The sequence below is a fragment of the Variovorax sp. PEI5 genome (assembly GCF_056679935.1).
This window is the reverse complement of sequence record NZ_JBWXPH010000004.1, coordinates 122,105-143,709: the sequence shown is the minus strand read 5'-3', so window position 1 is coordinate 143,709 and position 21,605 is coordinate 122,105. Positions and strand designations below refer to the sequence as shown.

The window sequence follows — 21,605 nt, the reverse complement described above, 5'->3', positions numbered from 1 at the left end:
GGGTTCAGCGCGGGTGTCGCGCGGATCGCCGAGGAACGTCCAGGTGGCTGGTCAAAGTCCGAAGTGGGCGCGCAGCGAGGACTTCAGGGTCTCGATGCTTACCCGATCTGGATCGTCGGGTTGGGCATTTTTCCCAGCCACGCCAATGCATTCCTCGATCATGAGCCGTGCAAAGGTGTCGAAATTGATCTCGGTCCAGGTCTCGGTCTTGCCGGTGCAGTGGTCGCTGGATTCCTTGAAGTCCATGGCGCGCGTGGCCAGCGCCTTGATCTTGGGATTCGTGGAGTTGATGGCTTGCATGGGAAGTGGTCGCGCTTGATGCGGGTATGAAGGTCAGGCCGCCTGCAGGCGACGGCCTCGGTAGGCGTTCATGGCGTAGCCGGAGAACGCCACCAGCAGGATGATGACCTGCGCCATGACGGTCTCCATCGACGGGTAGATGCCCAGCAGCTCGATGCGTGGCGCCAGGATGGGCGTCGCACCCACCCAGCCGGCTTCCTGCAGGCCCGCCACGCCCTTGCCCACCAGGACCACGGCCAGCAAGGCGACCAGCACGGACGTGATGCTGAAGAACTTGCCAATGGGCATGCGCGCACTGGTCTTGAGCAGCACCCACGTCAGGACGGCCAGGAGCGCGACGCCCACGCCCAGGCCCGCGAGCAAGGCGTTGCCGTTGCCATCGGCCGAGAGGGCCGAGTAGAACAACACCGTCTCGAAGACTTCGCGGTAGACCGCCACGAACGACAGACCGAACAAGGCCCAGGCCGAGCGCTTGGACAGCGCCGAGGACAGCTTTTCCTTGAGGTAGGCCTGCCAGCGGCCGGCCGCGCTCTTCTGATGCATCCACATGCCCACGCTCAGCAGGACCAGCGCGGCGAACAGCGAGGACAGGCCTTCGGTCACCTCGCGGCTCGCACCGCTGATGTTCACGAAGTAGGTGGCCACGGCCCAGGTCAGTCCGCCCGCGGCCAATGCCACGATCCAGCCGCCATGCACATAGCGCAAGACGTCCGGGCGCTTGGCCTTCTTCAGGAAGGCGATCATGCCCACGACGATCAGCAAGGCCTCAAGGCCCTCGCGCAGCAGGATGGTGAGCGACCCCAGGAAGGTGGTGAGCGGTTCGGCCGCCTTGCCGCCCAGTTCGCGCTCCACCTCGGCAAAAAGATAGTCCAGCCGCTGCGCGGCGCTCTCGCTTTGGGCTAAGGTCCCGTTGGCGATGGCCGAGCGATAGGCCAACATGCCGTTTTCCACTTCGGTCAACAGTGCCTTGTTGCGCGCGCCCAGCGAAGGCTCCAGCGGCTCGAAGCCGTCCAGGTACGCCGAGAGGGCGAGGCGTGTGGCGGCAGACTTGTCGCCTTGGTGGAGGGCCTTCAGGCTCTCGTCCAGGCGCTGGCGCGACAGGGCCAGGCCGTTGCTGTTGCCGCTGGCCGCGGCCACCGCAGGTTGCGAGCGCACATAGGCGGTCACGTCTCGGGCCGACTCTGCGCCGACTCGGGTGGCTATCGACGCTTCGGTGAGCGTGGTCACGGCGGACAGGTCCGCAAACTCCCTACGGGCGGGCGCGTTGCCCTTCCAAAGTTGCTCGCCACGCTCGCGCATCGCGTTGTCATGGGACAGCGTGCCGGCGAAGAACGCCACGGCCCACTTGTCTTCCTCCGACAGCGCGGCAAAGCTCGGCATCGAGGTGCCCTGCACCCCTTGAGAAACGACTTGGTAGAGCGCCATCAGGCTGCGCGAGCCAGCACGTTCCCGGTCGGTGAAATCGATCGGTGGCGGGTCCATGTTGGCGGCCAACGGGCCGTTGCCGCCGCCCGTGGTGCCGTGGCACGACGCGCACTGGGCCTGGAAGAGCGCGGCACCGCGCTGCAGGTCAGGCAGCGCCTTGGGCGCCACAGGGATCGGATAGGCGGCCACGAGCAGGGCTTCGGCTTGGTGAGCCAGACGGGCCACTTGGGCGCCATCGACCTTGCCGGCGACGGCTTGCTGCAGCTGGACGGCCGCATCGACCACGGCTTGCTTGGACGCATGGGGAGGCAGCGCCTGCGCCTGGGTGACCGCGTTGGCGGTGAAGTCGCGCATCTCGGCGTACTCGGACTCGCTGACGACGGCGCCCTTGTCCACGGCGCCGCCATAGTCCACGGCCACGTAGTCGAGCAACTGCCACAGCTGGCGTGGCCCTTCCTCCGTCTGCCCAGGCGCAGTTTGCGCGACTGCAGAACCCCAAACACACACACTCAACCACAGCACCCAGACCAGACGTTTCATCACACGACTCAAACAAGAACAACACTCATTTTCGTTCATTCAGGCAGTCTGAGCTGACCGAGGTTCGCACTCCCTTTGCCAGGCGCCAGGGCAACGCCCCCCAGCTTAGAGACAGCAGCTTTCGAATGTCGGAAAAGCGTGGTTGATCGTGAAGCCACAGCAGCTGGCATCGCGGTCAATGCCGCGTCCGATTTGCATGTTGTTCGTCTCGCCAAGCCAAATAAGAAAAGCCGGCGTCGGACGCCGGCAAGTGGTCATGCTTGCCCACTTCGATAAAAGTCACCCAAGGGCGTTGGCAGCACAGCGTAACGATTTGACTGTGCTCGCCGAGCTTGCGGTTTTGAAGATCTGGATCAAGAACCTTTGGTAGAAACGCCGTTTTTGGCCAGATAACGATCAATGGTCGCAATTTCCTTCTTCTGCGCCTTGATGACTTCCTGGGCCATCTTGCGCATCGAGGCATCCTTACCGTTCTTCAGTTCCATCTCGGCCATGTCGATGGCGCCCTGATGATGGATGCGCATCATCTGCGCAAAATCGACATCGTGATTGCCAGTCATCGTCATGCCGGCCATCTTGTCGTTCATGCCCTTCATCATGGCTTTCATGTCACCGCCGTGATTCATGCCACCAGCGGACATGGTATGACTGGCCATGGGTGCCTCGGTCTTGGCGGGTTGCGCATGAACGGCCAACGGCACGACCAGACTGCCGAGCAGACCGGCCGCACACAAGACGTTCAAAAACCCGGCGCGAAGGGTCTTGGGCTGGCGCGCATGGGAGGTGAGGTTCATGAGGTTTCCTTGATAAAGATCGAAGTGACAGGTTGAGTAGCCTCTAGCAGTGCTTTCAGATCTACCTGACTGCGCCGCGTTGCGGTGTAAGAAATACAGACTGACGTTTGGTGCGATAGAGAGGCGCTTTAGCAAGTGGAGGTGCACGTCCTCTTTCGCGATGAACCTTGGCCTACTGCGTCATTTTGAGAAGTCGCAGGCCCTACTTTGAACCTGACGAACTTGTTGGCACTTTTCGACATGCACATGCTACCAAGTCGGCATGTTTGCCATGACGCGTGGCGCAGTGATGTACCCGATCGACCATGACGAATTTGTCATCCCCCCGTCAGCCTCCGGACGTCGACAGGTTTTTAAAGTTCACCCCATGACGCGATGAGGTGCTTGAACAAGGTACCGACGTCATGGACATCTTGAACATTGAACTAACTAGGAATTCACTCTCATGAACCGCATTACGTCCCTCGTGTCCTTGGCTCTTCTGAGCAGCTTCGCCGGTCTGGTCATGGCCGATGACAAGGCGCCCGCCGCACTGCAGCCTGCGCCGTTTGCCTCCACCTTGAGCCGGGCCAGCGTGTCCGGTGAGGAGCCGCAGTCCAATCTGTGGACACGGTTGGAGCACTCCGACGGCACAGCCGCACCCGCTCCCGCCGTCAGCGCGAACAGCCGGGCGTTCGTTGCCGCCGACACGGCGGTGTGGATGCGTTCCGGTCTCGCGACCCTGCAGGCCGGTGAAGCAGGTGCTGGCACGTCGAGCCCGGCTTACCGCCAGGCCACGGCAGCCTATGCCACGGCACGCTCCGGTGCTGAGTTCAACGCAACGGTGGAGCGTATGGAACGTGCGCAGCAAATCCGTGGCGTGAAGGCTGCACAGCGTTGAGCATTCAGGAAGCAATTGATGCTTCCTTCGCAACGGTCCGGTAAATTTCGGCCGCCAGCTCATGCCTTTGGATGTGCATGATCTGCGCGGCCGATTTCTTTGACACGGCTGGACCTCAGGCGCAAGGCGTTGGTGATGACGGAGGCTGAACTCAGGCTCATCGCCAGCGCCGCAATCATGGGCGAGAGCAACCATCCAGTGAACGGGTACAGCACCCCCGCCGCCAGCGGGATGCCCAGCGCGTTGTAGAGAAAAGCAAACATCAGGTTCTGCTTCATGTTGGCGATGGTTTGCTCGGAAATCAGGCGGGCCTGCGCGATGCCGCGCAGGTCGCCCTTGACCAAGGTCACCTGAGCGCTGTTCATGGCCACGTCGGTCCCTGTTCCCATGGCGATGCCCACATCGGCCTTGGCCAGTGCCGGCGCGTCGTTGATGCCGTCGCCTGCCATGGCGACGATGCGGCCTTCCTGCTGGAGCCGAGTCACCAAAGCCAGCTTGTCGGCGGGTTTGACTTCGCCGTGCACCTCATCGATACTCAGTCGTTCAGCGACGGCCTTGGCCGTCGTCAGGCCATCGCCCGTGGCCATGATGACGCGCAGACCGGAGGCTTTGAGGCCGGCCAGTGCCTCTAAGGTGGTGGCCTTGATCGGATCGGAAACCGCTACCAGACCTGCAGGCTGACCCCCGACCGCCAGGAACATCACGCTGGCGCCTTGCGTGCGCATGGCCTCGGCCTGCGACTTCAGGTCATCGACCGGCACGTGCAGTTGCGCCATCAGCGCGGTGTTGCCCAAGGCGAGCTTTTTGCCGTCCACGCTGCCGCTGACGCCGATGCCGCTGCTGGACTCAAAACCCTCGGGCGTGGTCAACGTCAGGTTTCGTTCGCGCGCCGCCCGGACAATGGCGTCGGCCAAAGGATGTTCGCTGCCCTGATCCAGGCTGGCGGCAAGACGCAGAACCTCGTCCTCTGTGAAACCCTGCACAGGCACGACCCGTTCAAACACGGGCCGGCCCTCCGTGAGCGTTCCTGTCTTGTCGACGATCAGCGCATCGACCTTGCGGAAGTTCTCGATCGCTGCCGCATCTCGGAACAGCACGCCCTGGGTAGCAGCCTTGCCGGTCGCCACCATGATCGACATCGGCGTGGCCAGACCGAGGGCACAGGGACAAGCGATGATGAGCACGGCCACTGCATTGATCAGACCGTAGACCCAGCTGGGTTCCGGGCCGAAGAACCCCCAGGCCAACAACGTCAAGACCGCTACGCCAATCACGGTCACGACGAAGTAGCCGGCAACATGGTCCGCCATGCGCTGCATGGGTGCTTTCGAGCGTTGGGCCTGCACGACCATCTGCACGATGTTCGCCAGCACGGTCTGCGATCCGACCTTCTCCGATCGCATCACCAGCGCACCGTTGGTGTTAAGCGTCGCGCCGATCAGCGGGTCGCCCACCCGCTTGGTCACGGGTAGTGGCTCACCCGTGAGCATGGATTCGTCGACCGCGCTGCCGCCTTCAAGCACCACGCCGTCCACCGGCACTTTTTCGCCGGGCCGCACGCGCAGGCGGTCGCCCACGTGGACGTGCGTGATCGGCACATCCTCTTCGGCGCCGTCTAGGTTGATCCGACGGGCTGTCTTGGGTGCCAGGCCAAGCAGCGACTTGATAGCGGCCGAGGTCTGCGAGCGGGCCTTGAGCTCCAGGATTTGTCCAAGCAGCGTGAGCGAGATGATCACAGCGGCTGCCTCAAAGTAGACCGAAACCCTGCCCATGGAGACGAAAGACGCGGGGAACACGCCCGGCGCCACCGTCGCCACAACGCTGTAGACAAAGGCTGCGGCCGTGCCCAAGCCGATCAGCGTCCACATGTTGGGACTGCGGTTCGTCACCGACTGCACGGCACGCACGAAAAACGGCCAGCCTGCCCACAGCACGATCGGCACCGTAAGGACCAACTCGATCCAGCTCTGGGTACCCATCTCGAACCACTGCAGGCGGTGGCCGGCCATCGCCAGCACGGTGACGACGACGGTCAGCGGCAAGGTCCAGAAGAACCGGTGCCTGAAGTCGCGCAGTTCCGGGTCTTCGCCCTCATCGAGCGTCGGCATCTCCGGCTCCAGCGTCATGCCGCACTTGGGACAGTTGCCCGGATGATCCTGACGGATCTCCGGGTGCATGGGACAGGTATAGATGGCACCGATGGCATCTGGCTGTGCCATCTGGGACGAATGCGCAGCTCGGACATCGACGGTCGGAGCCGACACCGGCGAAGGCTTCATGTACTTGGCCGGGTCGGCCTGGAACTTGGCCTTGCATCCTGCACTGCAGAAGTAGACCGGCCGTTGTTCGTACTGCAGGACATGAGGCGACTGGACAGTGACGCTCATGCCGCACACCGGGTCCTTCAGCGGCGGGTCCGTGTGAGGGGAGGATGCCTTTTCACCCAGGACTGAAGGATGCGAGCCGTCAGTTCCGCGAGGACCCCCATGGGAAGGTGAATGTGTGTGTTCCATGCGGTTTGTCCAAGCGGTGGGGGTTGCAAATGCAGTGGATCAGTGCCGACCTGGCTGGAGGCCACTGCCACGAAAGCGATGCGGTGTCGCATCGGGGATTGGACGCTGCTCGTCTGCCAAGTTGTCGACGATCGGACAGTCGAGTCGGTCATCGCCATGGCAGTGGTCCACCAGATGCGCCAGCGTGGCCTTCATGGCCTGGAGTTCCTGGAGCTTGGCGTCGAGTTCCTGGAGGTGGGCCTGCGCCAGCACCTTGACCTGTCGGCTGGGACGTCGCTGGTTTTGCCACAAGCCCAGCAGCTCGCGGATCTGCTCGATCGAAAAACCCAGATCGCGCGACTGGCGGATGAACCGCAGCGTGCTGACTTCCTTGTCGGTGTACTGGCGGTAGCCGGCCTCGGTGCGCAACGCCTCGGGGAACAGACCCACCTTCTCGTAGTGACGAATCATCTTGGCTGACAGGCCCGAAGCCTTGGCCGTTTCGCCGATGTTGAAAGGACCCATGCGTCTTCTTTCTTGAAAGTGATGCTTAGCAACGCGGACTGCCAGTGGCACCGAAGGCAACGTTGCCAAGATTTGGTCAACGGATCACATCAACCTGCCCGGTTCAACAACGAATCTTCAAGGTTCACACAATGGCAAGGTCAAAGCTTGTGTGCATGAACATTTCGGGATCAGGGACAAGACAGCTTTTTTGTTGACCTTGCCATTGAGGCAAGGATGAACATGAGCTTTTCAAACCCTTCTGTCAAAAGAATCCATGATCACATTTGAAGTCAACGACATGACCTGCAAGCACTGCATCGCCACCATCACCCAAGCGGTGGCGAACGTCGATCGGCAAGCAGACGTTCGCATCGATCTGGCGAGCCACAGGGTGGAGATCGAGTCCAGCACGGCCAGCGCAGAAGCCTTGAGCCGATGTATCCGAGACGCCGGGTACAGCCCTTCCATCGCCAGTTCGGCAGCAGTGGCAACGGCACCGAAAAAAGGTGGCTGCTGCTGCGGCTGACGAGGGGACACCTGCGCTTACCGGTAGGCTCGATAGACGGTCGGCGCGCCCTGTTTTGAAACCAACAAGACATCGAAACGGGGTTGTGGTTGAGCGGTACCCGGGGGGCCTTCCATGCCGGGGGACCCCATGGGCATACCTGCAACGGCAAGTCCGACCGCCTGAGGGCGCTCAGCCAGCAAACGCTTGATTTCCGAAGCCGGCACATGCCCTTCCAGGGCGTACCCAGCGACCTCGCCGGTATGACACGATGCCAATGCGAGCGGAATGCCTTTTTTGGCACGAATCGCAGACGTGTCTTCAACATCGTGCACCGTTGTTTTGAAACCCGCACGCTCCAAATGCGAAACCCACTCCTTGCAGCAACCACACGTTGGCGTTTTCCACACCTCGATCAGCGGGCCTTTCGCCTCTGTGGCTGCCAGCACAGGCAGCGCTAGAGCGGAAAAGGCGCCTGCCACCATGAAGTCGCGGCGCGTAGGGTTGATTTCATTTGGCATGTTTGAGACCGTGTTGAAAGCTGAAAGGTTGTTTTCTACTTTGGAATTTCAGGCGACAGCAGGCCGAAAATAGCCACCAGAAAAAGTATGGCAACAGCCAGTGAAAATTCGATGTTGAGGCTGCGCTTGAGAGTTATGCACGCCGCTTGCGTATCACCCGAAAAAACAGCTGCTTCAATGCGTGGCGCGAGGCGATAGCGATTGAGGGCGGCCATCAGTAGCATGCCGGCAAACAATGCCAACTTGAGCAGCAACAACCTGCCATAGGCACTCTGGAAAAGCAGGTTCAGGTTTGTCCCAGCAATCAGATAGAAGTTGATGATTCCGGTCACGAGCAGCGTGACCACAATGATCGTTCCGACCATGGCAAAACCCACGGACGTTCTAGCAAGAACGGCAAAGTGCTTCTCGCTTGAGCCTGGCTTGGCCAAGGCAACGAATGAAGCGAGAGCACCCACCCAAGCGCCAGCGCTCAGCAGATGAAGAATGTCGGCCGTAAAGTGCAGAAAGCCGCGCACCCCTTCATCCATGGCGCCGTGACCACCCCACGCCAGTGAACCCAGCGCGACGGCACCGCCCAAGGAAACAATGAAACAACCTTGCGTGGGTTCGTTGCGAAATCTCATCAGGCCAATCAGACATGCAGCCAGCGCGATCATGCGAGAAATCCAAGCGGTACCGAAATAAGTCTCGCCAAGAATCATTCCAAACGCATGGCTCTCGATCGTTTTAAAATCAGTTGCGCCGGTCATGTTCTTGGTCATTAGAACCAAACTTGCCACCGACAACGCCATGCCCAATAAAATGCTTGCCAGAATGATTGTTGGCAGGACTCGACCCGGAAAAGTTGAGCGCTCGTCATTTTTCAAGGCATAAATGCTGAACAATGGCATTCCGAACAGAACCATCAAAGCAGCATACAGCCCGAATCTGAGAAGAACACTCGACCAGTCCAGATCCATGACTTACTTGACCTTGAAGCTGAAGTTGCCGGTGATGGGGTGCGTATCGCCCGACACCGCACGCCAGTCGACTCGATAGGTCCCGGTTGTCAGAGGTTGCGTGGGAGTGATCAGCATGACCTTGGGATCTGCTGCAGATGAAACGGAAGCGGGGGTTTTCATGGTGCCTTGCATTCCAGGCATCTCAGTCATTGTCAACGTGGCGCCAGAAAACTGCTTGACCAAATTCTCAGAAAATTCTAGTTCGATTTTCTGGGGAGCTTCTCCCATGGCGCCCTCGACCGGGGTGGAAGACAACAATTTCGGATGCGCGAAGGCTGCGGCACTTGCCATGACCATCACCAATGCGCTTGCAGCGCGGACAACGTTACGCATTTGAACCATTTTGACTAACTCCATTTAAATTAAAACCACATCCGAACACCGGCAACGACACGCGTCTCACTTGCGCGTCCCCCTGAAGCACGCACCAAGTCCGCCGTTTTCCCGAAAGTCGAGTACTTCTCAAGTCCGATATAAGGAGCGAATTGCCGACTGAATTCGTAACGCAGCCGCAAGCCTGCAGAGGCATTGGCAAGTCCACTGCCAATTCCCGCGTCCGGGTCATTTTTTGAATAGATGTTTGCTTCTACGCGCGGCTGCAAAATCAAGCGCTGAGTCAGAAGCAATTCGTATTCGGCAGCAAATCGGGCGGCGGCCCGGCCATCTTGCGAAACATATCCTGTCGCCTCAACTTCAAACCAGTAGGGCGAGAGTCCTTGAATACCAAACGCCAACCAATTGCGCGACGGTCGGCCACTGCCCGAATCATTTCGAATACCAAGCTGGGTGTCGAAATATGTGGATACGGCGCGACTCCAGAGGAGTTCGTTTCTGGCTTCATGGACCCGGCCTTTTTCCACTTCCCCTTCTGTCTTGATCACCAGTTTGTTGTATGAGTTACCAAACCAGGCCTGCGCTTCGTAGGAGGTAGAACGACCTGAATTTGTGTCGACGGCTTCCAGACGGTCCACCAGCACCGTGGCAAAGCTGTGTTCGTCGGCCATGTGGAGGCTACGGTTCGGACCGATGGCATACAAACCGCTGCCGATGACAAAGCCGTCCGCGTAGGCGTGGGGATCACGTGCGTCCGGCGGCGCCGAGCCACCCTGCATCTTCATGCCTCCCGCCCCGTGATCCATGCCCTGCATGCCGCCCTGGTCCATGCCTTGCATCTTGCTGTGGTCCATGCCCTGCATGCCACCCTGGTCCATGCCCTGCATCTTGCTGTGATCCATGCCCTGCATGCCGCCCTGGTCCATGCCCTGCATCTTGCTGTGATCCATGCCCTGCATGCCGCCCTGGCCCATGCCCTGCATCTTGCTGTGATCCATGCCCTGCATGCCACCCTGGTCCATGCCCTGCATCTTGCTGTGATCCATGCCCTGCATGCCGCCCTGGTCCATGCCCTGCATCTTGCTGTGATCCATGCCCTGCATGCCGCCGCCCTGGTCCATGCCTTGCATCTTGCTGTGGTCCATGCCCTGCATGCCGCCCTGGCCCATGCCCTGCATCTTGCTGTGATCCATGCCCTGCATGCCACCCTGGTCCATGCCCTGCATCTTGCTGTGATCCATGCCCTGCATGCCGCCCTGGCCCATGCCCTGCATCTTGCTGTGGTCCATGCCCTGCATGCCACCCTGGTCCATGCCCTGCATCTTGCTGTGGTCCATGCCCTGCATGCCACCCTGGTCCATGCCCTGCATCTTGCTGTGATCCATGCCCTGCATGCCGGCTTGGCCCATGCCCTGCATCTTGCTGTGGTCCATGCCCTGCATGCCGCCCTGGTCCACGCCCGGCTTCTTGCCAGGTTCCATGCATTTCATCTTGCTTGAATCCATGCCCTGCGCTTTGCAATAAGCCATGCACTGTTGCATGTCACCTTGAGCCATGCATTGCATCTTGCTGCCTGGAGCTGCGTCTGCCACTGGCGGTTTGACCATGCCGTGCCCGCTATGCGACTGGGCAAAAGCGGGCAACGCGCTACCTGCAGTAAGGAGGCCAACGAGAATCGAGACAGCGTTTTTTTTCATGTTCATTCCTGGTTGCTTGGCGCTCATGCCACGATCGCCTCGCGGAACATGCCCGCATCCATGTGCATCATGAGGTGGCAGTGCCAGGCCCAACGTCCGAGCGCGTCGGCCGTGACGAGAAAACTGATGCGTTGCGCAGGCTGAACCGGAATGGTGTGGCGGCGTGCCTGGAAGGCTCCTTCAGGTGTTTCCAATTCGCTCCAGACACCGTGGAGGTGCATGGGGTGGGTCATCATGGTGTCGTTGTGCAAGATCACCCGCACCCGCTCGCCGTATTTGAAGTGCACAGGCGTGGACTTGCCGTACTCCACCCCATCAAACGACCACGAGTACCGTTCCATGTTTCCGGTGAGATGGAGTTCAACCTCACGGCCAGGGCCGCGTGCATCCAACGCGCCACCGATCGTGTGAATATCGGCAAGGGTGAGCGCACGCCGGCCGGTATCGCGCAATCCGATGCCCGGGTCGTCCAGATTCGTGCGAGCCATGTCAACCCGCATGTCGGTGCTGGGACCGTACTCGGTTCGGGCATGACGAGCCTGCGTGCTTGGCGTTGCCAACATGTTTTTGGCAGGTGCACCATGGCCCATGGCCGCATGATCCATGCCTGCCATGCCACCCATGCCACCCATGCCACCCATACCACCCATACCACCCATACCACCCATGGCCGAATGGTCCATGCCACCCATCATGTCCTTCATGGTCAGCCACTGGATTTTGTCCAAGGCAGGCACCGGCGCTTCCAGTCCTGCACGGACCGCCAGCGTCGCGCGGGCATAGCCTGTGCGTTCCATCGCCTGGGCAAAGATCGTGTGCGCATCGTCGCTGGGCACCACGAGGACGTCGCAGGTCTCCCCCGGCCCGAAGCGGAACTCGTCCACGCTGACCGGCTCGCAATTCACCCCATCGACCTGGACCACCTTGAGCTTCACGCCCGGGATGCGAACGTCATAGAACGTATTGCCCGATCCGTTCACGAACCGCAGACGAACGGTTTCACCCTTGGAAAAAATGCCCGTCCAGTTACCGGCCGGCGTTGTGCCATTGGCCAGGTAGGTCAAGGTCGCCGAGGAAAGATCGGCCAAGTCGGTGGGACTCATGCGCATTTCGTTCCACATCTTCCGTTTGTCGATCGCTGCGCGAAGACCGTCCTTGGAAACATCCCGGATGAAATCCGGCACGGTGGGCTGGTTGTAGTTGTAGACGTCGCCTTGAACCTTCAACTTCTTGAGAACGCGCATCGGATCTTCATCGGTCCAATCCGAGAGAAGCATCGTGTAGTCACGATCTGCACGAATGTCCTTGCTTGCATCGGCAGGATCGATGATGAGGCTGCCGTACACCCCGGTCATCTCCTGGAAGCCCGAATGCGAGTGATACCAGTAGCTGCCGTGCTGCTTGACTTGGAACCGGTACGTGAACGTCGCCCCCGGTGCGATGCCGTCGAAGCTGATGCCCGGAACCCCATCCATCTGAAACGGCAGGATGATGCCGTGCCAGTGGATGGACGTGTGTTCCTGCAGCCGATTGGTCACGCGGATCGTGACCGTGGTGCCTTCGCGCCAACGCAGCGTCGGCCCGGGCAGGCTGCCGTTGATGGTGGTCGCAGTCGTCGGCTTCCCCGTGAAATTCACTGGGGACTCGTCGATGACGAGGTCAAATTCAGTGCCTGACAGCACGGGTGGCGACTGCGTGCCGGCGCTCGCGTTCGCAGCGCTCCACGCCCATGCGGGCAGCGCGGAAATCACACCGCCGGCCACCAGACCTTGCACAAACCGACGACGAGGCAAGGGCGGCAGCGCAGAAGCGACAGAGTAACGATTCATAGGGCTCTCAGGTGAGGGTTCGGCTGGCCGGTGAGACACCGGTTGGGAGAATGGCTGTAGCGTAGAAATCCCGCACGAACAGGCGTCTGACGGCTTCATTACATTCGTGTAATGAAGCCGTCATGTTGACGTTGGCTGGGTACGTCTACAGTGACCCGAACGCCCAAGCACTGGGCAATCAAGGCGATGCGATGAAGCTGCTGGTGGTCGAGGACGAGGTCAAGACAGGCGAATATTTGCGTCAAGGCCTGGCCGAAGCAGGCTTCGTCGTGGACTTGGCAACCAACGGACTGGACGGTCACCATCTGGCCATGAGCGAGGCCTACGACCTCATCATTCTTGACGTGATGCTGCCCGACGTGGACGGCTGGCGAATCCTGGAGACGCTGCGCAAGACAGACAAGTCGGTGCCGGTGCTTTTCCTGACGGCGCGCGACAGCGTGGCCGACCGCGTCAAAGGGCTGGAGTTGGGAGCGGACGACTACTTGGTCAAACCGTTCGCCTTCGCAGAACTGCTGGCAAGGGTGCGTACCTTGCTGCGTCGAGGCAGCCAGGCCGTTGCACCGGACCGGGTACAGGTGGGAGACTTGATCTTGGATCTTTCCCGCCGACGTGCTTCGCGAGCGGGCAAACGGATCACGCTGACCAGCAAGGAATTTGCCCTGCTCGAACTTCTGGTCCGTCGGCGCGGTGAGGTGCTGCCGCGCTCGCTCATCGCGTCTCAGGTGTGGGACATGAATTTCGACAGCGACACGAATGTCATCGATGTGGCCGTTCGCCGGCTGCGGGCCAAGATAGACGATCAGTTCGAGACCAAGCTCATTCAGACGGTGCGCGGCATGGGGTACCTCATCGACGAACCAGAGATCGATGCGCCCGCATGAGAAAAGTCTCAATCACCACTCGGCTGACGCTTCTCTTTGCCGGAACATCGGCAACTGTGCTGCTGGGACTGGGCATTCTGATTTCGAAGTCGCTCGATGCACATTTTGCAAGTGAAGATTATTCGGCACTGGAAGAACGTATCGAACTCATTCAGACAACCAGCATTGAGTCGACAGCTGAAACGCTCCCCGCGAAACTGGAAACAGCGCTCAAAAATTATCCGGGTTTCATTGCGCAGGTCACCTCTCGCGACCACGGCATTGTCTATGCCACTAAAAACTTTGATTTCGTCCTGCCGAACGCAATAGCCAAAACCAATAAAAGGTTTGAATGGACTGAAAACGGCCAGAGGTACCGAGGCGTCCTGTACCGCAATCCACCTGGCTCGCGTAATCCGGGAGATCTCACCATCCTGGTGGGATTGAGTACCTTGATTCACGAGCATTTCATGGGAAGCTTCACGTACACCCTGTTTGCGTTTGTTTTGGGAGCCACCGTCCTTTGTGGTTTATTGGGATGGTGGGCGGCAAGAAGAGGCTTGGAGCCGTTGCGAGCCATGTCCAGTCGTGCAAAAACAGTCACGGGCAGTCATCTGCATGAACGCATGCCAGTCGAGTCCGTGCCTGTAGAAATTGCAGACTTGGCCCACACGCTCAATGCCATGCTGGCACGGCTGCAGCAAGATTTCCAAAGGCTGTCGGACTTCTCATCGGACATTGCCCATGAACTGCGCACACCCATCACCAACATGATGACGCAGACGCATGTGACATTGACACAACCTCGATCCAACGAGAAATACCGGGATATCATGGCGTCGAATGCCGAGGAGATGCAGCGGCTGGCGCGGATGATCTCGGACATGCTGTACTTGGCCAAAACCGAAAACGGATTGAATCTTCCCAGTTCCGAAGATGTTTTTCTGGCCAAGGAGATTGACGCTCTTTTTGAATTCTACGAGGCGCTTGCGGAAGACAAAACCGTCACTTTGAGTGCAACAGGAGCCAGTGTAATTCGTGGCGACAAACTCATGATTCGACGTGCAATCAGTAATGTGCTTTCCAATGCGTTGCGTCACGCCCACCCGCACACATGCATTCAAGTTAAAATTTTTGAAGAAAATTCCAAGTCGATTGTCAATATCACCAATGCAGGTGATGCGATTCCGATGGATCAAATCGCGTCGATATTCGATCGTTTTTTCAGGTCAGACAAATCGCGCACGCGACCAGATTCAGATGGCGTTGGTTTGGGCCTGTCCATAACCAAGGCAATTATGCTCGCACACAATGGAGCAATTAAAGTAAAATCCAACAAGGGCGAAACCACGTTCACCTTGATATTCGGATAGCAATTTGCAAATGTTGAATAAAAAATCACAGGCATTTGTGAAATATTTGAATATGTACGTGCAAGCCGGCCAAGCGCTGCAAGCGCCGTGACATCGGTTGTCCAGGGTTCGCGGATACACTGATGGTTCACATGTTCGGCCGTCGCCATCTCCATCGTTGCACTACCGCGTTTTTCGTGGTCTTGGCGCTGCTGTTCTCCCAGTTGGCGCTGGCCAGTTACGTGTGTCCGGGCACGCCGAGTGCCGAATTAATGGCAGAGAAGATGGCCGTTGGCACGCCCTGTGAGAGCATGGACATCGTGCAGCCTGTGCTGTGCTTTCAGCATGCTGCGGACCTCTCGCTGTCCTTTGAGCCTGTCAAGCTGGCCACTCCCTCGCTGCCTGCGATCGTGCAGCTTGTGGTGATGCCTTTGGTTCTTGTGTCGGAGGGTCATGCCTTTCCAGCGCAAGCCGTGCCTGAGCGGCAACATCCGCCGCCTAATCCTGTTTTTCTCGCCACACGCCGATTTCGCGTCTGAAATTTCCGTCGACTGACCGGTGCTGGTGCGGCTCGTCCGCTGGCCAGCGATCCACTCGTTCGTCTTCGGAGTTTTGATGTCCTTCTTTTGTTCTCGCGCGGTCGCATGGACCGTTGTACTGGCGCCCTGTGTGGCGACAGCGGCTCCCTTGTCTCTGGAGGCGGCACTTCAGCTCGCTGCCCAGCGTTCGCAAACCACGCGCAGCGCCCGTGCGGGCGTCCTCAGCGCTTCCGAGGCGGCGCAAACAGCGTCTCAGCTTCCCGATCCGATGTTGCGCATGGGCGTCGACAATCTGCCGGCAACAGGTCCTGACCGCTTCAATGCCAATCGCGACTTCATGACGATGAAACGCGTCGGGATCAGCCAGGAATGGCTGTCCGCCGACAAGCGCGACGCGCGGCAGGCTGCCGCCGACGCCTCAGTCCGCCGCGAGATGGTGCAGGTACAAGTCGCCGCGGCCGATACCCGCCGGCAAACCGCACTTGCCTACCTGGATGCTTTTTACCTCGGCGAGAGCCTGAAGCTTGCGAGACTCATGGAACATCATGCGCATGAGGAACAAGAGGTATCCCGTGCACGTTTTTCCTCGGCCACGGGAAGCAGCCAAGAGGTGCTAGCGCTCACCGGTGCTCGAGGAACTTTGCAAGACGAGACGGCCGACCTCCTGCAGCAGCAAGGCAGCGCTGGCATCGCTTTCCAGCGCTGGGTCGGCAGACCGCCCGAGGATTTGATGCCGCCTGATGCATTCATGCTTCCAGCCGAAGAGACCTATGTGGCCACACACCCCACCGTCGCGGCCATGCAGCGCGACGTGGAGGTGGCCAAGCAGACGGCAAGCGTTACCGCGTCCAACCGCAAGCCCAACTGGACCTGGGAGGTCGCTTATGCCCAGCGCACGGGCTACTCGGACATGGTGTCGGTGGGTGTAAGCATTCCCCTGGCCATCGCGCCCGGGGACCGTCAGGACCGGGACACAGCCGCCAAGCTGGCGCTGACTGAGAAAGCGGAAGCCGACTTGGCCGAGGCGATCCGCGCGGCCACCGCCGAATACCGTTCACTGCACGGTGAAGCGCAACGGCTGGTGCAGCGCATCGATGGCTACCGTTCTGCTGTCGTCGCACCGGCCAGTCAAAGAACAACTGCCGCCATGGCGGCATTCCGATCCAACCAAGGCGGCCTTGCCGTCGTGTTCGAAGCGCGGCGTGCCGAGGTCGAAGCGCAGCGCAAGCTCTTGACGTTGCAACGTGACCTGGCCCGAACCCAAGTCCAACTGGCCTTTCGGCCGCTCACCGCCGAGGTGTCGCCATGAACAGGACCCATGTGATCACCCTTTCCGTGCTGAGCGCCCTGTTGCTTGCCACCGGTGCCTTCTACCTGGGACGCAGAACGGGTCCGTCCACCGAAGCGCCGATGGCTGCTTCCGCCACTGCAAGCGCCATTGAAGCCCGCAAGGTGCTCTACTGGCACGACCCCATGGTCCCTGGCCAGCGCTTCGACAAGCCCGGCAAGTCACCCTTCATGGACATGCAGCTGGTCCCGGTGTACGCAGACGCTGCAACGGGCACCCCCGGCGACACGGGCGTCAAGGTCAGTCCCACGGTTCAACAGAATCTGGGCATCCGCCTGACTTCCGTCAGAAAGGCCGATATCGCCGCCTCCTTCGACGCCCTGGGCAGCGTCCAGTTCGATGAACGGCTCAGTGTTGCCGTGCAGACGCGGGTGGCGGGCTATGTCGAGCGTCTGTCAGTACGCGCGCCAATGGAGCGGGTGCGCAAAGGCCAGGCCTTGGCCACGGTCTTTGCGCCGGAATGGCTCGGGCCGCAGAACGAGTGGCTGGCGCTCCAACGCTCTGGCGTTTCCTCAGACCTCGTCACGGCGGCGCGCGATCGCATGCGTGCCATGTCCATTCCGGCAGAACTGATCCGACACAGCGAAGAAACAGGGACTGCACAAGCACGCTACGTTCTGGTGGCGCCGGCCGATGGGATCGTGGCCGAGTTGAACGTGCGCGAGGGTGTTGCGGTCACGCCTGGCACAACGCTGTTTCGCATCGCTGGCCTGGGCAAGGTTTGGGCGGTGGCTGAGATTCCCGAAGCGCAGGCCGTGCGCTTGGCGCGTGGCCAAAAGGTCCAGGCCATGCTCCAGGCCGACGCGACGCAGGCCTTCGATGGCGCCCTCGACGAGATCCTTCCCGAAGTCAATACCGCCACGCGTACCCTCAAAACACGCTTCGAAGTCGACAACAGGAGCGGCAAGCTGGTGCCGGGCATGCTGCTGCGGTTGCGTGTGACCGGCGCCAGCAGCTCGCGGTTGGTGGTGCCTGCCGAAGCCGTGATCCGCACTGGCAAGCGCGCGGTCGTCATCGTGCGCCAGGCCAATGGCGCGTTCGAACCGCGCGAGGTGTCACTCGGCGCGGACATGGGAGACGACATCGAAGTGGTCTCGGGCCTGAGCGATGGAGAGCAGGTCGTGGCCAGCGGGCAGTTCCTGATCGATTCGGAAGCACGGCTGCGCTCGGTGTTGGGCAGCATGTTGCCGTCTCCTTCAGCCTCAGCCTCAGCTTCAGCCGCACCGTCATCCGCCGCGGCCGTGCCAGCGGCCACCGTGCTGCATACCGCTGAAGGCAAGGTCGAGAGCGTGGCGCCCGATGGCCTCACGATCTCGCACGGCCCAGTCGCCACGCTCAAATGGCCTTCCATGACGATGGGCTTCGCTAAGGCGGCGCCCGATGCTTTTCCAAGCATCAAGCCGGGCGAGACGGTTCGTTTCGTCTTCAAGGAAGGCGGTCCCACAGGCTACGAACTGGTCTCTGTTGAGCGCGTGCAACCAGGCGCCAAGCCATGATCGCCGGCCTGATCCGCTGGTCGGTCGGCAACCGCTTTCTGGTGCTGATCGCGACCCTGTTCCTGGTGATCGCTGGCGGGTGGTCGGTTGCCCGGACACCGCTCGATGCGCTGCCCGATCTTTCGGACACGCAGGTCATCATCCGCACGCCGTTTCCCGGCAAGGCCCCTCAGGTCGTGGAGGACCTGGTCACCTACCCGTTGACCACCACCATGCTCAGCGTGCCCGGTGCCAAGACCGTTCGCGGCTACTCGTTCTTCGGCGATTCGTTTGTCTATGTGCTCTTTGACGACAAGACCGATCCTTATTGGGCGCGTTCGCGCGTGGTGGAGTACCTCAACCAGGTTCAAAGCCGCCTGCCCGCAGGCGCCAATGCCTCACTGGGTCCGGATGCGACCGGTGTGGGCTGGGTCTACGAATATGCGTTGGTCGACCGCACTGGCACGCGCGACATCGGGCAGTTGCGTGCGCTCAACGACTGGTTTTTGAAGTTCGAGCTGAAGACCGTGCCCGACGTGGCCGAAGTGGCCAGCATCGGCGGCATGGTGCGTCAGTATCAGGTGGTGCTGGACCCCGACCGCATGCGTGCCCTGGGGATCACACAGTCGATGGTGTTGAAGGCCCTGCAAGCGGCCAATCAGGCCTCGGGCGGCTCGGTCGTCGAATTCGCCGAGGCCGAGTACATGGTGCGTTCGCGCGGCTACCTGCGCTCCCTGGATGATTTCCGCACGATTGCCTTGAGCACGACAAACGCGACGCCGGTGCTCCTGCGTGACGTGGCAACGGTGCAGATCGGCCCGGAAATGCGTCGCGGCATCGCCGAGCTGGACGGCGAAGGCGAAGTGGCGGGTGGCGTCATTGTCATGCGCTCGGGCAAGAACGCCCGCACGACGATCGAAGCCGTCAAGACCAAGCTCGCAGCGCTCACGTCGAGCTTGCCGCCGGGCGTCGAGATCGTGCCCACCTACGACCGCTCGCTGCTCATCGATCGGGCCGTGGAAAACCTGCGTGACAAGCTGATCGAGGAATTCGTCGTGGTGGCGCTGGTCTGCGCGGTCTTCCTGTTTCATCTGCGCTCGGCGCTCGTGGCCGTGGTGGCGTTGCCGATCGGCGTGCTGTCGGCGTTCATCGTCATGCACTGGCAGGGCGTCAACGCCAACATCATGTCGCTAGGCGGTATCGCGATCGCGATCGGTGCCATGGTGGACGGCGCCATCGTGATGGTGGAAAACGTCCACAAGCACATCGAAGCCTTCGAGACGGCGCACGACCGGCCACCCACGGTGGCGCAGCGGTGGCAACTGGTCACCGAGGCGTCCGTGGAAGTCGGGCCGGCCCTGTTTTTCTCGCTGCTGGTGATCACGCTGTCCTTCGTGCCGGTGTTCTCGCTCGAAGCGCAGGAGGGCCGGTTGTTCGCGCCGTTGGCGTTCACCAAGACCTACGCAATGGCGGCGGCAGCGGGCCTGTCGGTGACGCTGATCCCGGTGCTCATGGGTTACTTGATCCGCGGACGCATTCCCCACGAAGCCTCGAATCCTGTGAATCGTTTCTTGACGGCGGTGTATCGGCCCGCGCTGGAGTTGGTCCTGCGTTTTCCCAAGGGCACGCTGGCCATCGCGGCCGTGCTGCTCGCGCTGACGGCGGTGCCGCTGATGCGATTGGGTGGCGAGTTCATGCCACCGCTCGACGAGGGCGACCTGCTCTACATGCCCTCGGCCTTGCCCGGTCTGTCGGCATCGAAGGCCGCCGAGCTGCTGCAGCAGACCGACCGCTTGATCAAGACCGTGCCGGAGGTCGCGCGCGTCTTCGGCAAGGCCGGCCGTGCGGACACCGCCACCGACCCGGCGCCGCTGGAGATGTTCGAGACCACCATTCAGTTCAAACCGAAAGCGCAGTGGCGTGCGGGCATGACGCCAGACAAGCTGGTCGAAGCGCTGGACCGTGCCGTCAAGGTGCCGGGCCTGACTAACGTGTGGGTGCCGCCAATTCGCAACCGCATCGACATGCTGGCCACCGGCATCAAGAGCCCGGTGGGCATCAAGGTGGCAGGCGCTGACCTGGCCACCATCGATGCGCTGACCACGCAGATTGAATCGGCGGTCAAGGGCGTGCCCGGCGTGTCGTCGGCGTTGGCCGAGCGCCTGACGGGCGGGCGGTACATCGATGTCGATGTGGATCGGCTGGCCGCCGCACGCCATGGGCTTTCGGTGGCCGACGTGCAGTCGGTGGTCGCCACGGCCATCGGTGGCGAAAACGTCGGCGAGGTGATCCAGGGCCGGGAGCGTTATCCGATCAACGTCCGCTATCCGCGCGAGATCCGCGATTCGCTGGAACGGTTGCGGCAGTTGCCCTTCGTGACCGACAAGGGCGCGCAGCTGCTGCTGGGTGATGTGGCAAAGATCGCGATCGAGGACGGGCCGCCGATGCTGCGCAGCGAAAACGCACGGCTGTCAGGTTGGGTGTATGTCGATGTGCGCGGTCGCGACCTGCGCTCGGCCGTCAACGACATGCAGGCGGCGGTCGATCAGGCCGTGAAGATGCCTTCGGGCTATGCCGTGTCGTGGTCCGGTCAGTTCGAGTACCTGGAGCGTGCGACCAAACGGCTGAAGCTGGTGATCCCCGGCACGTTGGCGGTCATCTTCGTGCTGCTTTACCTGCTGTTCAAGTCGTTCGGCGATGCGGCGCTGGTGATGGCGGCGGTGCCGTTCTCGCTCATCGGCGGTTTCTGGCTGGTTTGGGTGCTGGGTCATGCCATCTCGGTAGCGACGGCCGTTGGTTTCATTGCGCTGGCCGGGGTGGCCGCCGAGTTCGGGGTGGTGATGTTGGTCTACCTGAAGAACGCGCTGGCACGGCGTCTCGAGGCAGGCGAGCCAATGAATGACGACACCCTGCTCGCGGCAATCCGCGAAGGTGCGCTGCTGCGCGTGCGACCCAAGGCCATGACGGTGGCTGTGGTGATGGCGGGCCTGCTGCCCATTCTGTGGGGAAGCGGCACGGGCTCGGAGGTGATGACCCGCATCGCCGCGCCGATGGTGGGCGGCATGGTCACCGCGCCGCTGCTGAGCATGCTGGTCGTCCCTGCCGCCTGGTATCTGATGCACCGCCGCAAGCAAAGCCCACGTTCCCCTTCCCGTTCCCTTTTTCCTCAGCATTCCGCCTAACGTACCCAAGGAGTTGATT

18 protein-coding genes are annotated in these 21,605 nt (G+C 60.9%); 8 read left to right on the top strand and 10 right to left on the bottom strand.

What is annotated here, in order from left to right:
- Nucleotides 1-51: 51 nt before the first annotated feature.
- From AC1MLT_RS22405 to AC1MLT_RS22395, 3 genes are all read right to left on the bottom strand, one after another.
- Complete coding sequence (locus tag AC1MLT_RS22405) at nt 52-300, bottom strand: hypothetical protein (RefSeq protein ID WP_481036615.1); 249 nt, start codon at nt 298-300, stop codon at nt 52-54.
- Nucleotides 301-333: 33 nt separating this feature from the next.
- A complete protein-coding gene (locus tag AC1MLT_RS22400; protein ID WP_481036614.1) occupies nt 334-2,265 on the bottom strand; it encodes an FTR1 family protein in 1,932 nt (643 codons plus the stop codon).
- A gap of 353 nt (nt 2,266-2,618) precedes the next feature.
- Nucleotides 2,619-3,059 (bottom strand): DUF305 domain-containing protein, encoded by a 441-nt coding sequence (locus AC1MLT_RS22395; RefSeq protein ID WP_481036613.1) that lies wholly within the window; start codon nt 3,057-3,059, stop codon nt 2,619-2,621.
- Nucleotides 3,060-3,504: 445 nt separating this feature from the next.
- Here AC1MLT_RS22395 and AC1MLT_RS22390 point away from each other — a divergent pair, with 445 nt between their 5' ends.
- Nucleotides 3,505-3,939: a hypothetical protein gene (locus tag AC1MLT_RS22390; RefSeq protein ID WP_481036612.1), complete on the top strand. Its 435-nt coding sequence runs from the start codon at nt 3,505-3,507 to the stop codon at nt 3,937-3,939.
- A gap of 59 nt (nt 3,940-3,998) precedes the next feature.
- On the opposite strand, the gene AC1MLT_RS22385 is transcribed toward AC1MLT_RS22390, so the two are convergent.
- Both AC1MLT_RS22385 and cueR read right to left on the bottom strand, forming a co-directional pair.
- Nucleotides 3,999-6,326: a heavy metal translocating P-type ATPase gene (locus tag AC1MLT_RS22385; RefSeq protein ID WP_481036611.1), complete on the bottom strand. Its 2,328-nt coding sequence runs from the start codon at nt 6,324-6,326 to the stop codon at nt 3,999-4,001.
- Nucleotides 6,327-6,491: 165 nt separating this feature from the next.
- Entirely contained in the window at nt 6,492-6,956 is a 465-nt protein-coding gene (cueR, locus tag AC1MLT_RS22380; RefSeq protein ID WP_481036609.1) for a Cu(I)-responsive transcriptional regulator, read from the bottom strand.
- A gap of 256 nt (nt 6,957-7,212) precedes the next feature.
- On the opposite strand from cueR, the gene AC1MLT_RS22375 reads away from it, so the two are divergent.
- Nucleotides 7,213-7,464 carry a heavy-metal-associated domain-containing protein gene (locus tag AC1MLT_RS22375; RefSeq protein ID WP_481036607.1) on the top strand — a complete coding sequence of 84 codons (252 nt, stop codon included), beginning with the start codon at nt 7,213-7,215 and terminating at the stop codon, nt 7,462-7,464.
- A gap of 17 nt (nt 7,465-7,481) precedes the next feature.
- On the opposite strand, the gene AC1MLT_RS22370 is transcribed toward AC1MLT_RS22375, so the two are convergent.
- The 5 genes from AC1MLT_RS22370 to AC1MLT_RS22350 are packed head-to-tail and all read right to left on the bottom strand — an operon-like array spanning nt 7,482 to nt 12,827.
- Nucleotides 7,482-7,964: a DUF411 domain-containing protein gene (locus AC1MLT_RS22370; RefSeq protein WP_481036605.1), complete on the bottom strand. Its 483-nt coding sequence runs from the start codon at nt 7,962-7,964 to the stop codon at nt 7,482-7,484.
- 35 nt (nt 7,965-7,999) lie between these two features.
- Nucleotides 8,000-8,926, bottom strand: a complete 927-nt coding sequence (gene copD, locus AC1MLT_RS22365; RefSeq protein ID WP_481036603.1) for a copper homeostasis membrane protein CopD — start codon at nt 8,924-8,926, stop codon at nt 8,000-8,002.
- Nucleotides 8,927-8,929: 3 nt separating this feature from the next.
- Nucleotides 8,930-9,301: a copper homeostasis periplasmic binding protein CopC gene (copC, locus tag AC1MLT_RS22360; protein WP_481036602.1), complete on the bottom strand. Its 372-nt coding sequence runs from the start codon at nt 9,299-9,301 to the stop codon at nt 8,930-8,932.
- Between the two features lie 29 nt (nt 9,302-9,330).
- Complete coding sequence (locus AC1MLT_RS22355) at nt 9,331-11,025, bottom strand: copper resistance protein B (protein ID WP_481036601.1); 1,695 nt, start codon at nt 11,023-11,025, stop codon at nt 9,331-9,333.
- Nucleotides 11,022-12,827 carry a copper resistance system multicopper oxidase gene (locus tag AC1MLT_RS22350; protein WP_481036599.1) on the bottom strand — a complete coding sequence of 602 codons (1,806 nt, stop codon included), beginning with the start codon at nt 12,825-12,827 and terminating at the stop codon, nt 11,022-11,024. The genes AC1MLT_RS22355 and AC1MLT_RS22350 overlap by 4 nt, the downstream gene beginning before the upstream one ends.
- Nucleotides 12,828-13,018: 191 nt before the next feature.
- Here AC1MLT_RS22350 and AC1MLT_RS22345 point away from each other — a divergent pair, with 191 nt between their 5' ends.
- The 6 genes from AC1MLT_RS22345 (at nt 13,019) to AC1MLT_RS22320 (ending at nt 21,586) form a co-directional block, all read left to right on the top strand.
- Nucleotides 13,019-13,711 (top strand): heavy metal response regulator transcription factor, encoded by a 693-nt coding sequence (locus AC1MLT_RS22345; RefSeq protein ID WP_481036959.1) that lies wholly within the window; start codon nt 13,019-13,021, stop codon nt 13,709-13,711.
- Complete coding sequence (locus AC1MLT_RS22340; protein ID WP_481036598.1) at nt 13,708-15,063, top strand: heavy metal sensor histidine kinase; 1,356 nt, start codon at nt 13,708-13,710, stop codon at nt 15,061-15,063. The genes AC1MLT_RS22345 and AC1MLT_RS22340 overlap by 4 nt, the downstream gene beginning before the upstream one ends.
- Nucleotides 15,064-15,185: 122 nt before the next feature.
- Nucleotides 15,186-15,581 (top strand): hypothetical protein, encoded by a 396-nt coding sequence (locus tag AC1MLT_RS22335; RefSeq protein WP_481036597.1) that lies wholly within the window; start codon nt 15,186-15,188, stop codon nt 15,579-15,581.
- Between the two features lie 19 nt (nt 15,582-15,600).
- The gene (locus AC1MLT_RS22330) at nt 15,601-16,890 is read left to right on the top strand and encodes a TolC family protein (RefSeq protein WP_481036595.1); all 1,290 of its coding nucleotides are present in this window, start codon (nt 15,601-15,603) and stop codon (nt 16,888-16,890) included.
- Nucleotides 16,887-18,425, top strand: coding sequence for an efflux RND transporter periplasmic adaptor subunit (locus tag AC1MLT_RS22325; protein ID WP_481036593.1), 1,539 nt, complete (start codon nt 16,887-16,889; stop codon nt 18,423-18,425). The genes AC1MLT_RS22330 and AC1MLT_RS22325 overlap by 4 nt, the downstream gene beginning before the upstream one ends.
- Nucleotides 18,422-21,586 (top strand): efflux RND transporter permease subunit, encoded by a 3,165-nt coding sequence (locus tag AC1MLT_RS22320; protein ID WP_481036592.1) that lies wholly within the window; start codon nt 18,422-18,424, stop codon nt 21,584-21,586. Before AC1MLT_RS22325 ends, AC1MLT_RS22320 begins: the two co-directional genes overlap by 4 nt.
- Nucleotides 21,587-21,605: the final 19 nt, after the last annotated feature.